Source organism: Hoeflea sp. CAU 1731, from assembly GCF_039888615.1.
Taxonomy (GTDB): Bacteria; Pseudomonadota; Alphaproteobacteria; order Rhizobiales; family Rhizobiaceae; genus Flavimaribacter.
This window is the reverse complement of sequence record NZ_JBDQQS010000001.1, coordinates 117454-134215: the sequence shown is the minus strand read 5'-3', so window position 1 is coordinate 134215 and position 16762 is coordinate 117454. Positions and strand designations below refer to the sequence as shown.

12 protein-coding genes and 1 pseudogene are annotated in these 16762 nt (G+C 58.5%); 8 read left to right on the top strand and 5 right to left on the bottom strand.

What is annotated here, in order from left to right; translation table 11 throughout:
• Positions 1-6 precede the first annotated feature (6 nt).
• The 3 genes from AAFN47_RS00665 to AAFN47_RS00655 form a co-directional block, all read right to left on the bottom strand.
• Positions 7-930, bottom strand: coding sequence for an alpha-E domain-containing protein (locus AAFN47_RS00665; RefSeq protein ID WP_499807234.1), 924 nt, complete (start codon positions 928-930; stop codon positions 7-9).
• A 4-nt stretch (positions 931-934) separates the two neighbouring features.
• Positions 935-2326, bottom strand: a complete 1392-nt coding sequence (locus AAFN47_RS00660) for a circularly permuted type 2 ATP-grasp protein (RefSeq protein ID WP_499807922.1) — start codon at positions 2324-2326, stop codon at positions 935-937.
• Between the two features lie 408 nt (positions 2327-2734).
• Positions 2735-3367, bottom strand: a complete 633-nt coding sequence (locus AAFN47_RS00655; protein WP_499807233.1) for a LysE family translocator — start codon at positions 3365-3367, stop codon at positions 2735-2737.
• Between the two features lie 142 nt (positions 3368-3509).
• On the opposite strand from AAFN47_RS00655, the gene AAFN47_RS00650 reads away from it, so the two are divergent.
• Complete coding sequence (locus AAFN47_RS00650) at positions 3510-4472, top strand: 2-hydroxyacid dehydrogenase (protein ID WP_499807232.1); 963 nt, start codon at positions 3510-3512, stop codon at positions 4470-4472.
• Between the two features lie 168 nt (positions 4473-4640).
• Positions 4641-5216, top strand: a pseudogene (locus AAFN47_RS00645) (HipA domain-containing protein).
• Between the two features lie 40 nt (positions 5217-5256).
• Here AAFN47_RS00645 and AAFN47_RS00640 read toward each other — a convergent pair.
• Together AAFN47_RS00640 and AAFN47_RS00635 are read right to left on the bottom strand one after the other, a co-directional pair.
• Positions 5257-6069 (bottom strand): inositol monophosphatase family protein, encoded by an 813-nt coding sequence (locus tag AAFN47_RS00640; protein ID WP_499807231.1) that lies wholly within the window; start codon positions 6067-6069, stop codon positions 5257-5259.
• Positions 6059-6853 (bottom strand): DeoR/GlpR family DNA-binding transcription regulator, encoded by a 795-nt coding sequence (locus AAFN47_RS00635; protein WP_499807229.1) that lies wholly within the window; start codon positions 6851-6853, stop codon positions 6059-6061. The genes AAFN47_RS00640 and AAFN47_RS00635 overlap by 11 nt, the downstream gene beginning before the upstream one ends.
• Before the next feature lie 183 nt (positions 6854-7036).
• Between AAFN47_RS00635 and AAFN47_RS00630 the strand changes: the two genes are divergently transcribed.
• From AAFN47_RS00630 to AAFN47_RS00605, 6 genes are all read left to right on the top strand, one after another.
• Positions 7037-7987, top strand: coding sequence for an ABC transporter substrate-binding protein (locus AAFN47_RS00630; protein WP_499807228.1), 951 nt, complete (start codon positions 7037-7039; stop codon positions 7985-7987).
• Positions 7988-8089: 102 nt separating this feature from the next.
• A complete protein-coding gene (locus tag AAFN47_RS00625) occupies positions 8090-9115 on the top strand; it encodes a quaternary amine ABC transporter ATP-binding protein (RefSeq protein WP_499807227.1) in 1026 nt (341 codons plus the stop codon).
• Positions 9116-9118: 3 nt separating this feature from the next.
• Positions 9119-11125, top strand: coding sequence for an ABC transporter permease (locus AAFN47_RS00620; protein ID WP_499807226.1), 2007 nt, complete (start codon positions 9119-9121; stop codon positions 11123-11125).
• Complete coding sequence (locus AAFN47_RS00615) at positions 11125-11997, top strand: phosphotransferase (protein ID WP_499807921.1); 873 nt, start codon at positions 11125-11127, stop codon at positions 11995-11997. The genes AAFN47_RS00620 and AAFN47_RS00615 overlap by 1 nt, the downstream gene beginning before the upstream one ends.
• A 13-nt stretch (positions 11998-12010) precedes the next feature.
• A complete protein-coding gene (locus AAFN47_RS00610) occupies positions 12011-14461 on the top strand; it encodes a GcvT family protein (protein ID WP_499807224.1) in 2451 nt (816 codons plus the stop codon).
• 655 nt (positions 14462-15116) lie between these two features.
• Entirely contained in the window at positions 15117-16757 is a 1641-nt protein-coding gene (locus AAFN47_RS00605) for a hybrid sensor histidine kinase/response regulator (protein WP_499807223.1), read from the top strand.
• Positions 16758-16762: the final 5 nt, after the last annotated feature.

Sequence of the window (16762 nt, the reverse complement as noted above, 5' to 3'; positions counted from 1 at the left end):
GCTCCATCAGAAGTGATAGGCATCGGAAACCTCCTGGCTGATGCGGGATGTCTTGGCGATCTCCTCATTGATGAATTCATGCAAGCCATCATTGAAAACCCCGGAAATATCGATCCGGTTAAGCCTTTCGAGTTCCTGCCGCGCCGTTTTCTGACATTTGTAGCTGCCCCCGTGATCCGTCTCCATATGGGAAAGACAATGGTCGATCTGCGAGTAGCAGAAGGCGAGCGACCGCGGGAAAATCTTGTTCAGCAAGAGGAAATCGGCGATGTTCCACGGCGCGTAATCGCTGCCGTAGTGATAGTGGTAGGACCGCAAACCGGAAACGGCGTGGAGGACCGACATCCACTGGTGATGATCGCGAGCGCCGCCAACCACTTCGGTTTCCGGCAAGAGCAGGAAATACTTGACGTTGAGCAGACGCAACGTCATGTCGGCGCGCTCAATCGAACTTCCGAGACGCAGAAAGTAATAGCCTTCGTTGCGCAGCATCGCCGTATCGACAGCTCCACGAAAATAGGCGGATTTCTTGCGCACCCATTCGAGCACCTTGGACAGCTGCGAGCGTGCTGTCAGTTCGTCCAGAGATTCCAGATAGCGCCAATCCTCGTTGAGGCTTTCCCACATTTCCTGGGTCAGGCCCGTGCGCACGGCGCGGCCATTGTCGCGGGCTCGCAACAGGCATGCCTGGATAGAGCACGGCCCTTCCGGATCGAGAATCAGGCATTTGATGACGTCGAGTTCGGAGACCATTTTGTCCTCCGGCATCTCGGCGCCGGTGGTCTGCATGACCGAGGTCCATTCGGATCGTCCCGGCGAGCCGGGCAGCATGGCCATGCGCTGCCCCATTGAAATGATGCGGGCCGTAGATTCGGCGCGCTCCATGTATCGGCCAAGCCAGAACAGATTTTCGGCGGCGCGGCTTAACATGGCGTCACTCCTGTAGCACCCAGGTGTCCTTCACGCCTCCCCCCTGGCTGGAATTGACCACCAGGGATCCCTTCTTAAGGGCAACGCGCGTCAGACCTCCGGGCACCAGTCTTATTGTTCTGCCGACAAGACAGAAGGGGCGAAAATCGACGTGCCGGCCTTCGAAACCCGTCTCAACCAGCGTCGGCGCCGTGGACAGATCCAGCGTCGGCTGCGCAATGAATTCGGAAGGGTTGGCCTTGATCCGCTCGCCATAGGCGGTGATCTCCTCCTTCGAACTCTTCGGCCCGATCAACATGCCGTAACCGCCGGAGCCGTGGACTTCCTTGACCACCAGATCCTGGATGTTTTCCAGCACATATTTGCATTCGTCCGGTTTGCTGCATTGCCAGGTCGGTATGTTTTCCAGCACAGGCTCCTGATCGAGATAGAAACGGATCATGTCCGGCACATACACATAGATCGCCTTGTCGTCAGCGACGCCGGCGCCCGGCGCAGAACAGATCGTGACGTTGCCGGCGCGATAAGCGTCGAAAATTCCGGGCACGCCAAGAACGCTGTCCGGCCTGAAGGTGAGCGGATCGAGATAGAAGTCGTCTATTCTCCTATAGATCACATCGACCTTCCGAGGGCCGCTGATGGTGCGCATCCAGACTTTTGCTTCATCGACGAAAAGGTCCTGTGGCTCGACAAGTTCTATGCCCATCAGGTCTGCGAGGAAGGAGTGCTCGTAGTAGGCCGAGTTGAGCGATCCGGGAGTAAGCAGCACGACCGTCGGAACACCGCTGCTCGCAGCAGGCGCCACCTCTTTGAGGGTGCGAAGCAATTCATTGGGATAGTGATCGACGGGACGAACCGGACCGCCGGAAAAGATCTGCGGGAACATGCGCCCCATGATCTCGCGATTTTCCAGCATGTAGCTGACGCCCGACGGCGTGCGGCAATTGTCTTCAAGGACCTGAAACTTGTCCGGTCCCGTGCGCACGATGTCGATGCCGACGATATGACTGTAGACGCGGCCAGGCGGTTCGAACCCGATCATTTCGGGCAGGAAGGCCTTGTTTTCGTAAACAAGCTCCGCCGGTATGACGCCGGCTTTTATGATCTCGCCGCGGTGATAGATATCATAGAGGAAAGCGTTGAGCGCCCGCGCTCTCTGGCGGATCCCGGTGTCCAGGATTTTCCATTCATCAGCGGAGAACGCGCGAGGCACGAGATCAAAAGGGATCAGGCGTTCGGGATCACCGCCTTCGCCGTAGACAGCGAACGTAATACCGATTTTTCGAAAGATCGCCTCGGCTTCCTCTCGCCGTCGCAACAGGAGTTCAGTCCCCGTCTCCTCGATCCACTGCGAGATGTTCTTGTAAGGCGGACGTATACCGTCCTTGCTCTCCATTTCGTCGAATGGCACGCCTAAGATCTTCCCTTCTGGCCTTAGCAGCCCTGCTTTTTGTTCTGTTCCCCAACGCTAACACGGTTATCCTGTCACAAACAAATATGACTGTGCAACGGGATTTTGCGCAGTGCGATACGAAGACCGGACCTGATTGAGGTAACGGATCGAACACACGATCGTTCCGATCTGCTCGGCGGCGAGGCTTTGCCCTTTCCGCCCTTTCCGGATTCCTGGATTGCGTTTTCGAGCGCGGATGACGGCGCCGCGATCGAGTTCCGTTCCAACGCATCGAGATATGGCTGGAAAACCGGATCCTGGTGGAAGTCCTCGATCCCGACATGCAAAAGGATTACCGCGAGGGCATGACGATCGCGAACTGGAAGGCCATGTTTGGCCTCGAATGACCGCTCAAACAGACACCGGGCTGCGGGCATCGCTGAGAATACGCCCGCCGATAGCAACGAAACATACCCCCGCGGCGCGTTCGATCCAATGACGAGAGCGGCGGAAACGGCTGATCACTGGCCGGGACGACATGAACAGGCTGACGATCGAATACCAGATCAATGCGCTGGTGAAGACGAGACCGACCATCAACGCCATCACGCAGTCAGGCGTCTGTGCGGTGACGGCCGTTGCGAACACGCTGGTGAAAAGCACGACAGCCTTGGGATTTGTCATCGTGACCAGAAAACCGAACAGGAGCGGATTCGCGCGCTTCTCGTCCGGACCGTCAACCACCTCCAGGTCTTGCGGACGGGCGAACAACAGCCGGATGCCGAGATAAATCAGATAGCAGGCGCCAAGAACCCTGACAGTCCAGGCGAACCACTGGTATTCGACAAGGATGGCCGACAGGCCGACCAGGCTGAGCGTAGCGTAGAGGCCGAGGCCGATCGAGACGCCGAGCGTGGTCAGCAGACCAGACCGCGTACCGCCCGTCATGGACGAGCGCACGACGGCGATAAAGTCCGGACCCGGCAAGATGAGCGCCGGAATGAAGATGGCGAAAACGCCTATAAGCATGATCGAAGTTTGCAAGCGCGCCATCCTTTCCCCATCCAAGTAAGCATATATCGCAAGCCTCTGAAATAGAAGTGGGGCAAGCCTGCGCCATTGCCTTTGACGCGGTGTTGGTTGTCGTTATAAGCGGGTTGAGTATCCAGCAGACGGAGACCCGCACATGCAAAAGCCTCAGATACTGGCGCATGGAAAACTCATGCCGGTTGTCAGGGAGGGCTTGCAGACCGAATTCGATCTGCGCGAGATCCCGCCAAACGCCGATCGCGAAGCCTTTCTCCAGTCGGCTGCGCCCGAGATACGCGGCCTCGCCTGCGGCGGCGGTCTGGTGGACAGCGCCTTCCAGGACAGGTTTCCAAATCTCGAGATCATCGCGAATTTCGGGGTCGGCTACGACAACATAGACGCAGTTCACGCGGCCAAGCTGGGCGTCATGGTGACGAACACGCCGGATGTCCTGACCGATGAGGTCGCCGATTTGGCGACAGGACTCATGATCGCTGCTGTGCGGGAAATCGCAGCGTCCGATCGCTGGGTCAGGGCCGGAAACTGGACGAAGTCTCCCTATCCGCTATCGCATGGAACCCTGAGGGGGAAGAAGCTGGGCATTCTGGGTCTTGGACGCATCGGCAAGGCGGTCGCGAAGCGCGCAGAGGCGTTCGGACTCGACATTTCCTATTTTGGCCGAAGCGAGCAGCCGGACCTGCCCTACTCCTTTTTCAGTTCGTTGAAGGACATCGCCTCGCACAGCGATATCCTGCTGTCGGTGCTGCCGGCGACTGGCGCGACGCACAAGGCCGTCAACGCGGACATCCTTGAAGCTCTCGGGAGCGACGGAACCTTCATCAATGTCGGGCGGGGCTCGACTGTCGACGAAGAAGCCCTGGTCACGGCCTTGCAGGATGGGACGATCTATTCGGCGGGGCTCGACGTTTTCGCCGATGAGCCCAATGTGCCGGAAGCGTTGTTGACGATGGACAACGTCGTTCTGCTCCCGCACATCGGATCGGCTTCGAAGCACACCAGAAACGCCATGGGCCGCCTGCAGCTTGAAAACCTGCGTCAGTGGTTCGACGGCAAGGGGCCTGTAACGCCAGTCGCCGAGACGCCCTGGCCTGCGGAATAGTCGCCTCCAGGCGGATCGAAGACGCTGTCGTTATTCCGACCAGCTTTCTGCAAATCCGCCAATCAATTGAACGATATATGATGCAATTGTCCATGATTTGACCACTGTGACGGCCTTTGCGGAATTGACGCCGCACCGGTCTCATTAGTTCCTGCGTCAGGAAAAGATGTGCTCCTCATCGAGCGTTTCGACCGCGCGCCTACCGCAAAGGGATGGCGGCGGAAGTTCATGGTCTCTGCCCTCACCATGCTCGAACTCGACAAAATGATGGCGCGATACGCCAGCTATCAGGATCTTGCGGAAATTATCCGACATCGTTTTTGCGATCCGGCTGCAACATAGCGAGAGATTTTTGCGCGCATCGTTTTCAATATCTTGTGCGGCACCACCGATGATCATGCCCGAAATCACGCCGCCTTCTGGGACGGTGAGACACTGAACCTGACGCCCGCCTGCGACATCTACCCGCAAGGGCGTTCAGGACAGGAAGCGACCCAGACCATGCTTGTAAACGAACAAAACAGGCTAAGCCGCATCGCTTCCTGCCTCGAAGCCGCGCATCAATTCCTCATCGACCATGGGGAGGCGCTTGCTATCGTCGAAGAGCAACTCCGGCGCATAGGAGAAAACTGGAACGACATATGTTCAGGGGCGAAATTAACTGAAGCCGACCGTAATTTTTTCTGGGATCGCCAGTGTCTCAATCCATACGCTTTCACGGTGCTTGAAGGCGATGCGGCATGATTGGTTGCGCTCGCGGATGATATTCGCCGCGCGATGTAGCCTAGATAAAAGCCACTCTATCGACTGACAGGACCTCCAGCAGCTCCTCATGGACAGAAGGGCTGGAGGCTGCGGCGACCCTGCCGTCGGATTCGAGCGTCAGCGGCTTGCCCTGCCAGTCTGTGATTACGCCGCCAGCTTCCTCGACCAGCGGAACGGCGGCCATGTAGTCGTAGGGTTTCAAGCCGTAATCGATCACGACGTCGACATGTCCGCCGGCAAGCAGGCAGTAGGAATAGGCGTCGTAGGAAAACCGCATGACGCCGCAATGTGCATTCAGGCGGCTGAGGAGATCGTCTTCGCGCGCGAGAATCCGGTCGCCCTCATTGACGTAGACCATCGCCTTGGAAAGCGGCTTGCTTTCGGCCGTGTTCAGGCGATGCTCGCCGAACCATGCGCCCTGCCCCACACTTGAGGCATATTGCTCTCCGATTGCCGGAAAGTTCAGGACCCCGAGCACCGATTGCCGCTCTTCCTGGTCAAACAGCGCAACGAGGACGCTGAACAAAGGCATGCCTGAAATAAAGGATTTGGTCCCGTCGATCGGATCGACGATCCACAGCAACCGGCTGTCGCCCCTGACAGTCCCGAATTCCTCGCCCAGAATGCCGCAATCCGGAAACCGTTCCGAAAGCCTTTGCCGGATCAGTTCCTCTGTCCGCCTGTCGGCGATCGTCACCGGAGAAGCGTCCTCCTTCGAAATAACGTCCAGCGGTTTGCGAAAATAGGGCATGGCGCCCGCGCCCGCCTCCGAGGAAATGCGCAGAGCCTCTTCCAAGTAAAGAAAAAGGTCTTCTTTCAGGTCAGTCGGCAATTTTAATATCTATCTCGTTTTCTCTCAGGGACGCCGCCAGATCACTTGGCGGGTCGCGGTCGGTGACAAGCATGTCCATGCGCGAGGGATCGGTGATGCGGACAGGCGCCGTCTTGCCGAACTTGGTTGCATCGGCGACCACAATACGCATCTGCGCCCGCTGCATGATGACCCGGGTGAATTCGGCTTCCTGAAGATCCATAAGCATGAAACCGGTCGGCGCGTTGATCGCCGCCGCTGAAAGGATGGCATATCGGACGGAGAATTGTCGAACGAAATTCATAGCCTCGATGCCGAAACTACCGCCGTCATGGCCCCGCAACTCACCACCAGCCATGAAGACGCGGTTGTTGTTGCGCGTCGCCAAGGTGTTCGCAACACTGAGCGAATTGGTGACGACGAAGAGATCGCTGTGACGCTTGAGAGCCTGGGCGACATAGGCCGTAGTGGAGCCGATATCGAGCATCAGGGAATCGCCATTGCCGATCATGTTGGCGATGTGGCGGGCGATACGCTGCTTCGCGTCGCGCTGTTCGCCCATGCGCTGCTGGAAACTCGGCTCCTGCAACGCATCTTCCTGAAGATGGACGCCGCCATGAACCTTGCGAACCACACCGGACGCCGCCAACTTACGCACATTGCGGCGGATCGTTTCTTCGGAAACGTCAAGACGACGGGCGAGATCCTGAATGCGGATCGAGCCCGAGAGCCGCAGTTCCTCCAGAATTTCCATCTGTCGCTGTGTCGAATGATTGGCCATGGCTTCCGTGTTTCTGCCGGTCAAACCACATTATCCACTTTTCCTGAAGCTAATTACAACAAAAAACCACATATTCCCACATATACGCACAAATTTGGTTGACTCGTCTCTGGAATTGACCAAGCTTGAGCAGGTCGGGCGCAAGACAGGCCGTACACAAGGCCAAAGGCGGCCCCCGACTTCCAGGGGAACAGGAAAGGGAATTCGATGCTCAAGACGCATTTTCTCGGAGCCGCATTCGCAGGCGCGCTGGCAATCGGCCTTTCGGCCAGTCCGGCACTTGCAGCCGAATCCGAAGAGCCGATCAAGTTGACGCTGCACGACTGGACCGGCCAGTTGATCACGACAAACATCATGGGCGAAGTGCTGAAAAAGGCCGGCTATAATGTCGACTACGTCCAGGCGGACTACATCGCCCAGTTTGCGGGTCTGAAAACCGGCGATCTGCACGTCGCCATGGAGATATGGGAAACCACCGGTCGCGAGGCCATGGACGAAGCCACCGCCACGGGGAATGTCGAGAACCTCGGCGAGACCGGCATGCAGGCGATCGAGGAATGGTGGTTCCCGGCCTACATGAAAGACGTCTGCCCGGGACTACCCGACTGGGAAGCGCTCAATGATTGCGCGGAAGACTTTTCTACGCCGGAAACCGCGCCAAGCGGACGTTATCTCGGCGGCCCGGTCACTTGGGGCGGTTTCGACGACGAACGCGCCGAAGCTCTGGAGCTCGACTACGAAGTGGTTCACGCCGGAACCGACGCCGCATTGTTCGCTGAACTTGAATCCGCCTATCAGCGCCAGGCTCCGATCCTGCTCTGGGTCTACGCGCCGCACTGGGCTCCGGTGAAATTCGCCGGCGAATGGATCGAGTTCCCGAAATACGAAGCCGCCTGCTATGACGACCCGTCCTGGGGCGTTAATCCGGACATGGCCTATGACTGCGGCAAGCCGCGCGGCCCGATCTGGAAAGTTGCGTGGTCGGGCGTCAAGGACAAATGGCCGGGCGCGCACGACGCCATCACGAAGTTCAAGATTTCCAATGAGGACATGGGCGCGATGGTCGCCGCTGTCGATCTCGAAGGCAAGGATCTCGACGCTGTTGTCGCTGAATGGATGAACAACAACGAAGACACCTGGAAAGCCTGGATAGAGTAAAAAACTGAGCCGCCGGGCGGAACAAACTGACAGTTTCCGCCCGGCAGCGCTTTTCCGCTACAATCGCCTCACCAAAACCACTGCGTTGTCCGAAAGTGAGCAATGAGCGACGAAGCTGTCAAACTCTCCGCCCGCAATGTGTGGAAGCTCTTCGGTGACGGCGCCGAAACCTTTCTGAAAAATCGTCCTAAACCGGAAGCATCCGACCTGAACGAGGCGGGTCTTGTCGGCGCTGTGCGCGAAGCGTCCATCGACGTTCGCCAGGGCGAGATCTTCGTCATCATGGGGCTGTCGGGCTCGGGCAAATCGACCCTTGTTCGATGCCTTTCCCGACTGATCGAGCCCACAGCCGGCCAGGTGCTGTTCGAAGGTATGGATCTGCTGCAGGCCAGCGAGCGCAAAATGATCGACATACGCCGTCACAAGATGGGTATGGTGTTCCAGCATTTCGCCTTGCTGCCGCATCTCGACGTCCTTCGAAACGTCGCTTTTCCCCTGGAAGTCCAGGGCGTAAACCGCGAAACCCGCGAAAATCGCGCGCGCGAGATTATCGAACTCGTCGGACTGGCGGGCCGGGAGAACTACTTTCCCCGCGAATTGTCGGGCGGACAGCAGCAGCGCGTGGGCATTGCCCGTTCGCTCGCCGTCGAACCGGAGATCTGGTTTCTCGACGAACCATTTTCCGCGCTCGATCCGCTGATCCGGCGCGAAATGCAGGACGAGTTCCTGCGCCTTCAGTCTGTTCTGAAGAAAACGATCGTGTTCATTACCCATGACTTCGACGAAGCGATCCGGCTTGCCGACCGCATCGCCATCATGAAGGATGGCCTAATCATCCAGACCGCGACGCCCGAACAACTCGTGCTTGAGCCGGCGTCGGACTATGTTCGGGAATTCACCAGACATATTCCGCGCGCCAAGGTGCTGACGGCCGGCTCGATCGCGCAGCCGGCGGCCGAAGGGACGGAACTGGCCGGCGAGGTTCCCGCCGACGCTCGTATCGAAGACATCGCAGACCGCGTCGAAGCGGCAAGCCTGCCCTTTGCGGTCGTCGATGCGAACGGCGACCGGATCGGTGTGATCGACGGGCGCGCCATTGTTGACGTCCTGATTGGACGGGAGCGCTGAGCGATGCGACTCCTGCGCGCCATCAGTCCTTCCGGCTGGTTCTGGATCGGGGCCTTCGCCATATCGCTGTTTCTGGCCGAACACGCAAAAAGCTGGTCGCGCGGCCATGACATGCGCTGGCTCATGGACACGCCGCGCGTAATCCGCTTTCCGATCAAGGACGATATTTCCGATTTCATGGACTGGCTGGTCAACAGCGCCACCTTCGGCCTGTTCACCTTCACGCAGTTCACGCGCGCAATCTCCTGGCTGATCGAGCAACCCTATCTGCTTGTCAAATCCATGCTGGTGACGGGCTGGGTTCAGGGGTTCGGCGACAATGCTGTGCAACTCCTGCCGCCTTTTAGCTGGATCGCCGTGATCGTCACGGTGTTCGCCATGGGTTACTATGCGCGCAACCTGTGGCTCGGTCTGTTTGTTGCAGCGTGTTTCCTTTACCTGGCGATTTTCGGCCAGTGGGAAAGCGCGATGGTGACGCTGTCATCGATCCTGATCGCCGTGCCGATCGGGGTGGCGGGCGGGCTCCTCCTCGGTATACTCGCCTATCGCTGGCGCTGGTTCAACGTGGCGATTTCGCCTGTGCTGGACCTCATGCAGACGGTGCCCATTTTCGCCTATCTGGTGCCGATCCTGTTCCTTTTCGGGTTTGGTCCGGTGGCCGCGCTGCTCGCGACCATCATCTACGCCATGCCGCCCATGGTGCGAATCACGACCCTGGCGCTGAAGTCCGTTCCGGAAGAAATACGCGAATTCGGACTGATGGCCGGCTGCACAAACCGGCAAATGACCTGGAAAGTACTGGTTCCCGCCGCGAACCGCAGCCTGATGGTCGGCGTCAATCAGGTTATCATGCTGTCGCTCAACATGGTGATCATCGCCTCGATGATCGGCGCCGGCGGCCTGGGTTACGACGTGCTGACGTCGCTACGCCGGCTCGATATCGGCGGAGGCCTTGAAGCCGGCGTCGCCATCGTGGTCCTGGCGATTGCCCTCGACCGTCTGAGCCAGGCCTTTGCAGATCGCAACCCGCCCGATCATTCCGCCCTGCCCGCCAGTCCGGTCCGTCGTCATCCGTGGATCACGACATGTCTCCTGGTGGCGCTTGGGGCCGGCCTTGCCGGCCTCTTTCTGCCGGCGCTGCAAACCTATCCGCGGGAACTGTGGGTCACCACAGGCGACTTCTGGTCGAAGCTCGTTGAATATATCAACGTCAATTTCTTCGACCAGATCGAAGCCGTGAAGACCTTCATGCTGGTGACCTTCCTCGTGCCCGTGAAGCGTTTTCTGCTTGGCCTGCCCTGGCCCTGGGTGATTGCCTTGCTGACCTTCGCGGGTTGGCAGCTCGGGCGCTGGCGGCTGGCGCTGCTGGTTTTATTGATGTCGCTCTTCATCCTGGTCAACGATCTCTGGGACAAGGCGATGGTGACCGTCTACCTGGTCGGCGTGTCGGTCATCATCGCCAGCCTGATCGGCATACCGATCGGCGTCTGGTCGGCGCAACACAAACGCGCCGACCGCGTCGTCGCCGCCGTCATCGACACACTGCAGACATTGCCGAGTTTCGTCTATCTTATCCCGGTCGTCATGCTGTTTCGGGTCGGAGACTTCTCGGCGATGATAGCGGTCGTGCTCTACGCGCTCGCGCCGGCCATCCGGTACGCCTCGCATGGCATCAAGACAGTCGATCCGCAATTGATCGAGGCCGGCATCGTCTCCGGCTGCACGCGGCGGCAATTGCTGTGGCGCATCCGGTTGCCGCTGGCGCTTCCGGAAATCATGCTCGGCGTAAACCAGACGCTCATGCTTGCGATTTCCATGCTGGTTATCACTGCGCTCGTCGGAACGCGCGAACTCGGCCAGGAAGTCTATATCGCACTGACCAAGGCCGACACGGGCCGGGGCATCGTCGCCGGCCTGTCGATCGCCTTCATCGCCATCATCGCCGACCGGATGATCGCCGCCGGCGCCGCGCGGGCAAGGAAGCGACTTGGACTGGAGGCCGCCCGATGATTTCTCCCAGAGACCGCGCAGCATCGCTTGCCTGCTGGACCGGACCGGTTAACCCGACGCCGCTCGACGGCGGCATCACCAACACCAATTTCATTGTGGAGGACGCCGGCCGCCGGTTCGTGATTCGCATCGGCGAGGACATTCCCATCCATCAGGTGATGCGTTTCAACGAACTGGCGGCCAGCCGCGCCGCGCATGCGGCGGGTGTTTCGCCCGCGGTTCATCATGCCGAGGCCGGCGCTCTTGTCCTTGATTTCATCGAGGGCAAAACGCTCTCGGAGGAAGACGTACGACGGCAGCCAGTGCTTGAGCGCATCGTTCCGATGATCGCACAGTGCCACCGAGAGATCCCGAAGCATCTGCGCGGTCCGGCGCTCGCCTTCTGGGTTTTTCATGTTCTGCGCGATTATGCGGCGACGATCACCGAAGGCGACAGTCCGCACACGGATTTGTTGCCGGTCTTGATGAAGCGCGCGGAGATCCTGGAGGAACGGGTTGGCCCGGTGACGCTCGTCTATGGGCACAACGACCTTCTGCCGGCGAATTTCATCGACGACGGCGACCGTATCTGGCTGATCGACTGGGATTACGCCGGGTTCAATTCACCGCTGTTCGACCTTGGAGGCCTGGCCTCGAATAACGGGCTGTCACCCATACAGGAAGACTGGCTGCTCGAAACCTATTTCGACGCACCGGTGACAGACGCGCTTCGCGACAGCTACCGGGCCATGAAATGCGCCTCGCTGCTGCGCGAGACGATGTGGTCGATGGTCTCGGAAATCCATTCGAGCATCGATTTCGACTATGCGGCCTACACCCATGAAAATCTTGCCCGGTTCGAAGCAAGTTGGGCGGAAATTAAAACAGGATGAGGAACGACTGATAATGTCTGACTTTCCAACTTCGGCCAGGGCCGTGATTATCGGTGGCGGCATCGTGGGATGTTCGACCGCCTATCATCTGGGGAAACTCGGCTGGACCGACACCGTTCTGCTGGAGCGCAAGAAGCTGACTTCCGGCACGACCTTCCACGCCGCCGGCCTCGTCGGGCAGTTGCGCTCGAGCGCCAACATCACCCAAATGCTGGGCAATTCCGTCGCGCTCTACAAGTCGCTGGAAGCCGAAACCGGCCAGGCGACGGGGTGGAAGATGAATGGCGGCCTCCGTCTTGCCTGCAACGAGGAACGCTGGACGGAAGTTAAACGACAAGCGACGACCGCGCATTCCTTCGGCCTGGAAATGCAGCTTCTCACGCCGCGCGAAGCGCAGGAGCTGTGGCCGATCATGGATATTTCCGATGTCGTCGGCGCAGCCTTCCTGCCGACTGACGGACAGGCGAACCCGTATGACATAACCCAGGCGCTGGCCAAGGGCGCGCGCATGACCGGTGTATCGATCTTCGAGGACACGAAGGTTCTGAAGATCCTGACGCACGATGGCAAGGTTGTAGGCGTAGAAACCGAAAAAGGCGCGATCGCCTGCGAAAAGGTGATCTGCTGCGCCGGACAATGGACGCGCACGCTGGCGGGGACCGTCGGCGTTAATGTGCCCCTGGTGTCGGTCGAACACCAGTACATGGTGACCGAACCGATCGAGGGCGTGACGACCAACCTGCCTACCCTGCGCGACCCGGACAGGCTGACATACTACAAGGAGGAAGTCGGCGGGCTCGTCATGGGCGGGTATGAGTCCAATCCAATCCCTTGGGCGATGGACGGCATCCCGGAGGATTTCCACTACACGCTGCTCGATTCGAATTTCGACCATTTCGAGCCGATGGTGGAATTGGCGCTCGGACGCGTCCCAGCCTTCGAATCGGCGGGCGTGAAGGAACTCGTCAACGGGCCGGAGAGCTTTACCCCGGACGGCAATTTCATTCTCGGCGAAGCCCCCGAGCTGGGGAACTTCTTCGTTGGCGCGGGTTTTAACGCTTTCGGCATCGCCGCCGGCGGCGGCGCCGGGCAAGCCCTGGCCGAATGGGTGACGATGGGAGAGCCGCCCTACGACCTGTGGCCGGTCGATATCCGACGCTTCGGACGACCGCATTTCGACACGGACTGGGTGCGCACGCGAACACTCGAGGCCTATGGCAAGCACTATACCATGGCCTGGCCCCACGAGGAGAACAGTTCGGGACGGCCGTGTCGTCGATCGCCGCTCTACAGCCAGATGAAGGACGCAGGCGCGTGTTTCGGAGAAAAGCTTGGATGGGAGCGGCCGAACTGGTTCGCCGACCTCGCCGCGGGCGAAGAACCGCGAGACGTTTACAGCTTCGGCCGCCAGAACTGGTTTGGCGCCGTCGCCAGGGAACACGAAGCCGCGCGCACGGACGCAGTGCTGTTCGACCAGAGTTCGTTCGCGAAATTCAAGCTGGTCGGCGCCGATGCGGAGGCGGCGCTTTCGTGGATCTGCGCCAATGACGTCGCAAAGCCTGTCGGTTCGTTGACCTATACCCAGATGCTCAATGATCACGGCGGCATCGAATGCGACCTTACGGTTGCGCGCATCGCTCAGGACGAATTCTATATCGTCACCGGCACCGGCTTCGCCACCCGTGACTTCGACTGGATCAGGCGCAATATCCCCGGCGGAATGAATACGCAGCTTGTTGACGTGACGTCGGCCTATGCGGTGCTTTCGCTGATGGGACCGAAATCGAGGGATATCCTGCAAGCCGTCACCAAAGCCGATATCGGCAACGACGCCTTCCCCTTCGGCAAGGTTCGTTCAATCGGCATTGCAGGCGCAATCGTTATGGCGCTGCGCGTCACATATGTCGGCGAACTTGGGTGGGAACTCCACATTCCGTCCGAATACGCAATCGCCGTATTCGAGGCGTTGCAGAGGGAGGGCGAGGTTTACGGTCTGCGCAACGCCGGATATCGGGCGATTGAGTCGCTTCGCCTTGAGAAGGGATATCGTGCATGGGGCTCGGATATCGGCCCCGATCACACACCACTGGAGGCTGGTCTCGGCTGGGCCGTGAAGCTCAGGAAGAACATCGACTTCAAGGGCCGCCGGGCAATCGAGAAACAGCGTAGCGAAGGCGTGCGTAAAATGCTGGCCTGCTTCACGGTCGATGATCCCGACGTCATTCTGCTCGGACGCGAGACGATTTTCCGAAACGGCGAGCGCGTCGGCTGGCTGACGTCCGGCGGTTTCGGTCATCATCTGCAAACGCCGATCGGATATGGCTATGTCCGCAATCCCGACGGCGTCGACGCCGACTTCGTGCTTTCTGGCGACTACGAATTGGAAATTGCCACGGAGCGGGTTTCGTGCGCAGTCACGCTCGATGTGCTTTACGACCCCAAAATGCTCAGAGTTAAATCCTGAGAATTTCTAAAAAAGAATCGCATTGAAAGTTGTTGGACGCTGGGCGCCTGCTGCGAAGGGCCGAGATCGATTCGGTGGAAAAAGAAAGAGGGGAAAGCGGCAGCCATCCGTTGAGGCGGAACTTCTGGCCCCGCTTTCCCTTTTGATGCAACCCGGGCGACGTGGGTCACACTCAAAACATTTTTCCCCGATGCGTTGTATTCCGCTATCAGGGACAGTTCACGTTTCCCTCAACCATACGAAGAAATTTTGGCATTCGGCTGATCAGAAATATCCGCATCAATTGCGCCGAAAGCCTTTCCTCCAAAGGTCGCTGGCAATCCGGAGATTATGCAACCATGGCGACTGACGCAATCACCCGAACGGGTGGTGGGGCATCCATATCGATATCTATAATGTTGGATTCACACGATATATTAGGACAACCATGCATATGCAGCTTGATTGGTTGGTAAAAAAAATTTGACAAAACAGGTGTTTCGGTTGAATCGCTAGTAAGAAAATTTTTTTGCTTACGATTTTGATTGTCTAGTCGCATTGTATGTAGTCACGATTTGGAATCAGCTTGCAAAATTCAATTGACGAAATACAGGTTAAAATTGCGGTTATGGAGCAGCTGGCCCGACGCGCTCCAATTTCGATCGCGACGTCCATAGTGTTCGCTTCAATTGCAGCGTTGTTTTTTGCATTCTCGGCTACGGTTCCGGAAATCATAGCCTGGTGGCTTGTCATCTTCCTGTGCTGCATTCCCCCGATGCTCTACGTGCTTGCACAGCGCACGTTTCCGTTCGACAGCGGGAACATCCAACGTTACCAGCTTGTCCACACATGCAATGCGGCTATTTCTGGGTTTGCCTGGGGCGTTGGCATCGCGATATTGGCCGATCCCTCATCGAATTATTCCCTGACATCATCGTTTCTGCTGCTTGCTTGCTACGTCATTGCAGCGATTATTGTTCTCGGTGACTTCTACCGCTCCTATATCGCGTTGCTAGTCGCGGGGCTCACACCGTTCGGTCTGACCATGCTGATGCACGGAAGCAGACAGTCATTGTCGGTCGCCGCAGTCGCGTTGCTGCTGATCCTGATCATCAGTTATTCCGTCAGGGTAATCAGTCAAAACCGCTACAGGAACATACGGGCGCAGCTTGAGAATCAGCTTTTTCTCTCACAGCTGCAGCAACAGCGCGACGCAATCCAGCGCGTCAACGAATACAAAAGCAGCTTCCTCGCCGCGACCAGCCATGACATGGCGCAACCGCTGGAAGCACAGGGCAATTTCATCGTTTCCCTTCGGCGTCTGCTCAAGAACAGGGAAGAGCGTGAGTTGCTGTCCAAGATCGAAGACAGCTGGAAAAGCATGAAAAATCTGCTTGAAGGCCTGACTGACATTTCAAGCATTGATGCAGCCACCATGATGCCACGGCCGACGGAGATAGATCTAAGCGATCTGATCGAACGTCTAATCGATGAAATCAGCATCAAAGCGCGCAGGAAATCCCTGCAGTTAAACACCAACCTCGAGCCCTGCACTGTTCGAACCGACGCGACTTTGCTTGCGAGGATTCTGCGCAACGTTTTATCCAACGCCGTCAAGTTCACGCCTTCGCGCGGCCGGATAGACATCGGCGCGGAATGCTTCGGAAACCAGGCTGTGATCTCGATCGCCGACACCGGCCCAGGCGTCCCCTCGGACAAGCATGTGGCAATTTTCAAGGACTATGTGCAACTGGGCGCCCCTGGCCGCGGGAGCGACATGGGGCTGGGGCTCGGACTTTCCATTGTCAAACGGCTGTGCGAACTGCTGGACATCGAAATGGATTTTCGCTCCGCGCCTGGCGCAGGCACGCGCTTCAGTTTCCGGCTGCCGCCGGTTGACGCCGAATCCGCCAGTCTGCCGGCGCCTTACCCCCGTCTCAAGCCTTTGCGAAAACGTCTGCTCGTCATCACCCCCGACAAGATGCTGCGCGAAGACATCTCGAGAACGCTGTCAGATTGGCAATGCGAGGTCTATTGCAGCGGCGATGCGGAAGAGGCGTTCCGGATCATCAAAACGACCGGATCGACGCCTGATGTCGCCATCGTCAGTCTGGACGACTCCGAGAAAACCGGTGAAACCGTAGTCAGTCTGCGCTCCAGAATGTCGTCGACGATCCCTGCGATCGTCCTGCGCCATGAAGGCGACGGACCACGGCCTGAACTGGACCACACGACCGTGCTCGACGCCCCCCATTCCAACAGAAAACTGCACGAGGCCGTGCTTGCCGCATCGGCGTCGAGCCTTGCAGCTGAATAGCCCGG